Genomic DNA, 4,900 nt, shown 5'->3' with positions numbered 1-4,900 from the left:
GTTCGATTCCGGTCCTCGGCATAATATAGAGCACCCTTAGCTCAACTGGATAGAGTACCTGACTACGAATCAGGCGGTTAGAGGTTCGACTCCTCTAGGGTGCATTTTTCTATTTAACTCGGGAAGTAGCTCAGCTTGGTAGAGTACTTGGTTTGGGACCAAGGTGTCGCAGGTTCGAATCCTGTCTTCCCGATATATTACAGAGATATGTGAGTGTTTATTTTTAAAACTAGATATTATATACATTAAGAGAGAATCAGTTTGGTTCTCTCTTTTTTGATTTTCAGTAATTCATTTTGATCGCGTATATTTTTTTGTTTCCTGATTTGTTCAATGAATACTGTAGTTTAGGTACATAAATTAAAATTTAACAGATTGTATAATTCTTACAAACTTTTAAGAAAGTAATTGAAGAGTTTTTTAGTCCCGCCTATAATATATGTGTTTGTCTGATAAAAATTTCTACTCTTTTTGATTTTAAATAAGTATTAGTTTACATTATGGTGTGAATTGGGTTTGATATCTCTTTTGAGGAAGTTGCATTAGATTTTTCTAATTGTGTTTTATTGTATAGTGTATCTTGCTTGTTTTGAACAGAATTTTTTATGACATTTGTCATATTTACGAGTGACAGAAGTATCTAGCTCCGCTAACTTCAAAAGACTATAATTGAAGTATGAAATGGAGGAAGAAGAGATGAGAAATAAAATGATTATCGCAGTGAGTCTAGTAACAGCAGGAGTCATGACTTATCTCATGTTCTCAGGATTGGATGAAGATTTCTATCATTTTCCTTGGGAGCTATTTGCAGGATTTGGAATGATGTCCTGGCTTATCCGAGAAGGTTTGAAATTAGTCTCAGATGTGAAAAAGGAGTTTGAAAAATGAAAAAAGCGTTTCTCTATCTTTTTATTGGACTATCACTAGTGGTATGGTTGGTAGAAATGTTTACAGGTTGGTTTGATCAAGCCTTCCTTCACCAATTCATCCGTGGTGCCTGGGGACTGGGATTTATGATTTTTATCGCCTTTCCTATGGGAAAGGAGTGGTTGAAAGGAGAATATCATGAACATGATTAAGGTAGAAAGCCTAAATAAAAACATCAAGGGCAAGGCTATTTTGAAGGATATTTCCTTTGAGATAGCTGAAGGTGAATGCGTCGCCTTGATTGGGCCCAATGGTGCTGGGAAGACCACACTCTTGGACTGTTTGCTTGGAGATAAACTGGTCACAAGCGATCAAGTATCCATCCAAGGCTTGCCAGTGACGAGTTCTCAGTTAGACTACACAAGATCCTATCTCCCTCAAGAAAATGTCATCGTTCAGAAATTAAAGGTCAAAGAGTTGATTGCTTTCTTTCAAAGTATTTATCCAAATCCCTTGAGCAACCAGGAGATCGATCAACTATTGCAGTTTGACAAGCAACAAAAAGAGCAATTTGCAGAAAAATTGTCAGGTGGGCAAAAGCGTCTTTTCTCTTTTGTCTTGACCTTGATTGGCCGACCAAAACTTGTCTTTTTAGATGAGCCAACTGCGGCCATGGATACCTCTACCCGTCAACGTTTTTGGGAAATTGTTCAGGACCTAAAAGCGCAAGGAGTCACCATTCTCTATTCGTCTCATTATATTGAAGAGGTAGAGCATACAGCTGACCGGATTTTGGTTTTAAATAAGGGAGAGTTGATTCGTGATACGACGCCTCTTGCTATGCGTAGTGAGGAGATTGAAAAGCATTTTATCCTTCCTCTAGCTTACAAGGAAGTCGTTGAGAAGTCAGTCTTGGTTGAAAGCTGGTCACAAAAACAAGATGCTCTACAAGTAGTCACACGCGAAGCGGACGCTTTCTGGGAACTATTAGTTCAGGCAGGATGTAGGATTCAAGAAATTGAAGTCAATAATCGTAGCTTGCTGGATACAATCTTTGAAGAAACACAAAAGGGAGATGACTAAGATGAAACGATGGATCGCACTAAACAAGATAGAATTTCTATTGACCAAACGACAATTAGTCTATTATCTATTATCCGTAGGGATGCCGACAGCCTTCTATTTATTCTTTTCAGGCATGTACCAGGACACACCAGGTGGACCGGCTAATTTTATGCGCGACTACCTCATCTCCATGACGGCCTTTTCCATGATGTCGACCGCTATCTTTTCATTTCCAGCTGTTTTACATACCGATAAAATCAACAACTGGCAGAAAACATTGCGCCATACCCCTGTAAATATGGTAGAATATTATCTATCAAAGATAACAAGTATGATGGTTGATTATTTGGTCTCAATCCTGGTTGTTTTCTCAGTTGGGCATTTTGTAAGAGGTGTGGATATGCCTTTAGCAAGCTGGGTTGGTGCTGCGATTTTGCTTATTTTGGGAAGTATTGCTTTTGTAGCACTTGGCTTAACCTTGACGCTGTTACCGACTAGTCAGCTGATGTCTGTCGTGGGCAATCTTCTTTATCTAGGATTGGCTGTTTTAGGCGGACTCTGGATGCCCATCTCTTTATTTCCAGACTGGATGCAAGCAATCGGGAAGTGTCTACTAACTTATCAGTTGATGGAGTTGCTCAAGACCTTCTTAAACGAGGGTGGCATCAATTTATCAGCCACAGTTTATCTACTTGTTTTTTCAGCAGTTTTGTTTGGTTTGACCATTTACCTTCAAGGTCATAAGGAGAATGCTTAATGCTTGAAAGACTGAAAAGCATACACTATATGTTTTGGGCCAGTTTAATTTTTATGATTTTCCCCATCCTACCTGTAGTGACTGGGTGGCTTTCTGCCTGGCATTTATTGATTGATATTCTATTTGTAGTGGCATATTTGGGTGTTTTAACAACTAAGAGCCAGCGCCTATCTTGGCTTTTCTGGGGGATCATGCTGGTCTATGTAGCTGGGAATACCGCCTTTGTTGCTGTTAATTATATCTGGTTTTTCTTTTTCCTATCCAATCTCTTAAGTTATCATTTCAGCGTAGGTGGTTTAAAGTCTTTACATGTCTGGACTTTTCTTCTTGCTCAAGTCCTTGTTGTGGGCCAACTGTTGATTTTTCAGAGAATCGAAGTTGAGTTTCTATTCTATCTACTTGTAATTCTTGCTTTTGTCGATTTAATGACTTTTGGCTTGGTTCGGATTCGTATTGTGGAGGATTTGAAAGAAGCTCAGGCTAAGCAAAATGCCCAGATAAATCTATTGCTTGCTGAAAATGAACGCAGTCGTATCGGTCAGGACTTGCATGATAGTCTGGGGCATACCTTTGCTATGCTGAGTGTTAAAACTGATCTAGCCTTGCAGTTATTTCAAATACAGGCTTATCCACAGGTGGAAAAGGAATTAAGAGAAATACAGCAAATTAGCAAAGAATCAATGCGTGAAGTGCGAACCATTGTGGAAAATCTTAAGTCTAGAACTTTGATATCCGAACTAGAGACTGTGAAAAAGATGTTAGAAATTGCTGGAATTGAGGTGGAAACGGATAACCAATTAGATACTGCTAGTCTAACTCAGAAATTGGAGTCAACGGCTTCCATGATTTTGCTTGAATTAGTGACCAACATCATCAAACATGCTAAAGCGTCTAAAGTCTACTTAAAATTAGAACGGACAGAGAAAGAACTCATTCTAACAGTGAGAGATGATGGCTGTGGCTTTGCTTCTATAAAGGGGGATGACCTCCATACAGTTCGAGATCGTATTCTTCCGTTTTCGGGAGAAGTAAAGGTAATTAGTTGGAAACAACCGACAGAAGTTCAGGTTCGACTACCTTATAAGGAGAGAAAGTAGATGAAAGTATTAGTCGCAGAAGATCAAAGTATGTTGCGAGATGCTATGTGCCAGTTGCTTGCCTTTCAAGCAGATGTAGAGTCTGTCTTACAAGCCAAGAATGGGCAAGAAGCAATCCAACTCTTAGAAAAAGAGTCCGTAGATATTGCCATTCTTGATGTAGAGATGCCTGTTAAGACTGGTCTTGAAGTCTTGGAGTGGATACGAGCAGAAAAGCTCGAAACAAAGGTGGTTGTAGTGACGACCTTCAAGCGCCCAGGGTATTTTGAACGTGCGGTCAAGGCTGGAGTAGATGCTTATGTATTAAAAGAAAGAAACATTGCAGACCTCATGCAAACCTTGCACACCGTCCTCGAAGGAGGCAAGGAGTATTCGCCTGAATTGATGGAAGTGGTGATGATGCATCCCAATCCATTAACGGAGCAAGAAATCGCAGTTTTAAAGGGAATTGCTCAGGGCTTGTCTAACCAAGAAATTGCAGATCAACTTTATTTATCAAACGGAACCGTCCGAAACTATGTCACCAATATTCTTTCAAAACTAGATGCAGGTAATCGAACAGAGGCAGCTAATATCGCGAAAGAATCTGGTTGGTTGTGATACTATCATAACTCGAAAACCATTATGTGCTAAAATTGATGGGATTCAATGAAATAATTTGTAACTTGAGGAGGCTTAGTTTCCTCCTTTTTGTTTCGTCAAAGGTGGTAGCCAGAGCTAAAATGGTAAATTCCCACACTAACTTCCACCGCTAATCCAAGTGGAAGTTAGTCTGATAAAAATCCTAAAAACCAGTGGAAATCCGTGTCAGGGTAAGTTCCACTGGTTTTAATCATGCTTGGTTTCATCGCTTTTGTAGCCAAAATGAATAGAAAAAAAGAGCGCACAAAATCCCCTCATCTGAAAGCGTTTCAGATTAAGTTCCGCTATGGTGGAAGTTAGTGTGAGACGTTTGAATGCGGTTAAAGATTAGTTTTTAGAACTTATGTTGGAGTAATTTAGACGACTGAGAGACATCTTCTGCAGGTATTTTAGAAATGCCGAGAAGTTTAGGAATTTCTTCTCCATAGGTAAAGGCAAAGAGTTCATAGGCTAACTTTCCATTCAAAGCAGC

Annotated in this window: 6 protein-coding genes, 2 tRNA genes and 1 pseudogene; 8 read left to right on the top strand and 1 reads right to left on the bottom strand. The window is 39.4% G+C overall.

Going from position 1 to position 4,900, the window contains the following annotated elements:
* The first annotated feature begins 30 nt into the window (after positions 1 to 30).
* From HT724_RS09895 to HT724_RS09860, 8 genes are all read left to right on the top strand, one after another.
* A tRNA-Arg gene (locus HT724_RS09895) sits at positions 31 to 104 on the top strand.
* 15 nt (positions 105 to 119) lie between these two features.
* Positions 120 to 193, top strand: a tRNA-Pro gene (locus HT724_RS09890).
* Between the two features lie 488 nt (positions 194 to 681).
* A complete protein-coding gene (locus HT724_RS09885) occupies positions 682 to 888 on the top strand; it encodes a hypothetical protein (RefSeq protein WP_173276882.1) in 207 nt (68 codons plus the stop codon).
* On the top strand, positions 885 to 1,079 hold the full coding sequence (locus tag HT724_RS09880; RefSeq protein ID WP_000708869.1) for a hypothetical protein: 195 nt from the start codon (positions 885 to 887) through the stop codon (positions 1,077 to 1,079). The genes HT724_RS09885 and HT724_RS09880 overlap by 4 nt, the downstream gene beginning before the upstream one ends.
* Positions 1,066 to 1,950 carry an ABC transporter ATP-binding protein gene (locus tag HT724_RS09875; RefSeq protein WP_173276881.1) on the top strand — a complete coding sequence of 295 codons (885 nt, stop codon included), beginning with the start codon at positions 1,066 to 1,068 and terminating at the stop codon, positions 1,948 to 1,950. Before HT724_RS09880 ends, HT724_RS09875 begins: the two co-directional genes overlap by 14 nt.
* Before the next feature lies 1 nt (position 1,951).
* A complete protein-coding gene (locus HT724_RS09870; RefSeq protein WP_173276880.1) occupies positions 1,952 to 2,689 on the top strand; it encodes an ABC transporter permease in 738 nt (245 codons plus the stop codon).
* Positions 2,689 to 3,786: a sensor histidine kinase gene (locus HT724_RS09865; protein WP_173276879.1), complete on the top strand. Its 1,098-nt coding sequence runs from the start codon at positions 2,689 to 2,691 to the stop codon at positions 3,784 to 3,786. The genes HT724_RS09870 and HT724_RS09865 overlap by 1 nt, the downstream gene beginning before the upstream one ends.
* Complete coding sequence (locus HT724_RS09860; RefSeq protein WP_000866697.1) at positions 3,787 to 4,386, top strand: response regulator transcription factor; 600 nt, start codon at positions 3,787 to 3,789, stop codon at positions 4,384 to 4,386.
* 376 nt (positions 4,387 to 4,762) lie between these two features.
* On the opposite strand, the pseudogene HT724_RS09855 reads toward HT724_RS09860, so the two are convergent.
* A pseudogene (locus tag HT724_RS09855) lies at positions 4,763 to 4,900 on the bottom strand (IS30 family transposase); the annotation flags it as partial.

Source organism: Streptococcus sp. k-402, from assembly GCF_013277515.1.
Classification (GTDB): domain Bacteria; phylum Bacillota; class Bacilli; order Lactobacillales; family Streptococcaceae; genus Streptococcus.
Note: the sequence above shows the minus strand (reverse complement) of the source record. Positions and strands in the feature narration are given on the sequence as shown.

What these genes read in the sequence shown, in the direction of transcription:
- HT724_RS09860 (WP_000866697.1), top strand. Translation starts at nt 3,787, where the DNA reads ATGAAAGTATTAGTCGCAGAAGATCAAAGTATGTTGCGAGATGCTATG.
- HT724_RS09865 (WP_173276879.1), top strand. Translation starts at nt 2,689, where the DNA reads ATGCTTGAAAGACTGAAAAGCATACACTATATGTTTTGGGCCAGTTTA.
- HT724_RS09875 (WP_173276881.1), top strand. Translation starts at nt 1,066, where the DNA reads ATGAACATGATTAAGGTAGAAAGCCTAAATAAAAACATCAAGGGCAAG.
- HT724_RS09870 (WP_173276880.1), top strand. Translation starts at nt 1,952, where the DNA reads ATGAAACGATGGATCGCACTAAACAAGATAGAATTTCTATTGACCAAA.
- HT724_RS09880 (WP_000708869.1), top strand. Translation starts at nt 885, where the DNA reads ATGAAAAAAGCGTTTCTCTATCTTTTTATTGGACTATCACTAGTGGTA.
- HT724_RS09885 (WP_173276882.1), top strand. Translation starts at nt 682, where the DNA reads ATGGAGGAAGAAGAGATGAGAAATAAAATGATTATCGCAGTGAGTCTA.